At 37.5% G+C, this 2,123-nt stretch carries 2 protein-coding genes; both read right to left on the reverse strand.

Annotation, left to right across the window (positions count from 1 at the left end; genetic code table 11):
- The coding region (locus tag BN1068_RS00230) for an ATP-binding protein (RefSeq protein WP_139344689.1) at positions 1 to 357 on the reverse strand (357 nt) is incomplete at its 3' end.
- Positions 354 to 1,934, reverse strand: a complete 1,581-nt coding sequence (istA, locus tag BN1068_RS00235) for an IS21 family transposase (RefSeq protein WP_077600838.1) — start codon at positions 1,932 to 1,934, stop codon at positions 354 to 356. The genes istA and BN1068_RS00230, both read right to left, overlap by 4 nt.
- Positions 1,935 to 2,123 lie beyond the last annotated feature (189 nt).

The raw sequence follows: 2,123 nt of genomic DNA on the forward strand, positions 1-2,123 counted from the left end.
CAATAACTTTCGATAATTCCCCACACCTGGCGGTCCTAAAACGATTAAATTATAGAGTTGATCCAGCCAGGTAAACTCCTTTAATTGATTTACTTGTCTTTTGCTGAGCGATTGCTGCTCATCTAAGTGAAACTCCTCCAACGTCTTATAGGAAGGGAATGCAGCCCATTTTAATCGTTTTTCGATTAGTTTTTCATCTCTCCGTTTTAATTCATATCCGGTTAATTGGTTCAAAAGTACTTGATACGTCCAATCTTCTGACTCTGCTTGTTGAATCAGAGAGGGCAAATAATTTGCCGTCTCTGTGAGTCTCAATGATCGAAACTGCTGTTGTATTTCTTCTATCGAATGACTCATACCGTTGCTCCTTTCAATAACTCTATATAAGCATCCAATTCTCTTGTTTTTGGCTTGATTTGAAGTAGTGTATCGTCCATACCATGTAATGTTTTGATAGCTTCTACTTGCTGTGGTCTTTGATTAGAAACAGCTTGTCTTTGGATAAACTCTACGACATCTCTAAACTCTGTTGCACTATATATTTTGCGTGCGACACATTCTTCTAAAGCTTGGTTCCTTCGTTCTCTTGTTACTGTTTTAGATACCTTTAAAATAAGAGATAATTGATCTCGTATATAACGAGGATATCTTTGGTGAATTTCCTGAAGGAAATCAGAAGCCATTTCCTTATTATCAAAGTACGTCGATACCGTTTCTATATAGGCAGCTATTCCTTTAGAACGATCTCTGGTATGCTGGGAATCTTGAATCAATTTCCCTTTTTCTATACTTAACGTGTGTTTGGCAATGATTGCTCCATTCGATTCTTCACGTATTATTAATTCGTTTTGATCGCTTATTTCAATAAAAACTGCTTTATCTTTCTTATATGTACCAAGCGGTACCGAATACCGATTCGATTGATAGACAATGGTATTGTCCTTACGAACATTTCTTGTTATACTATTATCGATATTTGAAATTAAAATTTTTTTGTTGACTGGTCTTAAGTGTTGTTTTTCTAGGGCAAACACTTCGACTGGTCTTTTTTTTGTTGTATTATGCACTTTTCCGTTTCCGGTTCGAATCAGCCATGCTAAACAGGATTCATTCCATTTATCTATATGGTGAAATACGCGGTTCTTCGCAAAATTCTTCTTCACAAATCCTACGACATTTTCAATCTTCCCTTTACTTTCTGGATCAGCTTTTCTACATACAAAGAGCTTTAATTTTCTCTCTTCCCTGTATGCTTGAAACTCACTGGTAAGAATGAGATCTCCTTCATTTTCACTTACTACGATAAGGGAATCCTGATCATAAGCTAACTCATGTGGAATTCCTCCAAAATACTGAAAAGCATCTTCGTGAGCTTGAATCATATCCTTTGTTGTAAAAGGACGAGAGAGCCACGCAACGTATTTATAACGAGAGTGCGAAAGCACGAAACTAATAAAATATAATTTCTTCTCCTTTCCCTGGGACGTTTTCTGTATCGTCTGACCAAAATCTACTTGGGCTTGCTGCCCCATTGGTGGATCTGGAATAGCTTGATAGACACGCTTCATTTCTGTCTTTGGAATATAATATTTTTCCCGGAGGGCTTTGACATAACTCCGAACGGTACTTTCTCCAACACGTAGAGTTGGAAACCTTTCTTTTAACCAATCATGAACTTGAGCACTAGAAAGGTCCGGATATTCCGTTAACCAAGTATGAATAAGTAATTCATAGGCATCTAATTTCTTCTTTCTTGTCTGTGTGGAAGCTACCCACTCCGCCATTTCCTGAGGAGACTTTTCAAGGTATTTATATACTGTTGTCCTTGATATACCTAGTTTTCTAGCTATTCTTCGTATTTTAAATCCTTCTTGTTTTAGTTGATAGATTTCCATATACACTTTCCATGTTTCCACCTTTCTTACTCCTCCCATTTCTGTATCGTACAAACATGTATTATACAGTAAATGAAAGATTGCAATAGTTAGTTGGTGCCCAGCGGAACGGCGAGCATGTAACAGGCTGCCGCCCCTACGGGGCAACAGCCTGTTACATGCCTATCCCCCAAGAAAAGTGTTCATTCTTATCAAGCAATAATGGTCTACTTTAGTTTAGCAGTTACA

Source organism: Oceanobacillus sojae, from assembly GCF_900162665.1.
Taxonomy (GTDB): Bacteria; Bacillota; Bacilli; order Bacillales; family Amphibacillaceae; genus Oceanobacillus; species Oceanobacillus sojae_A.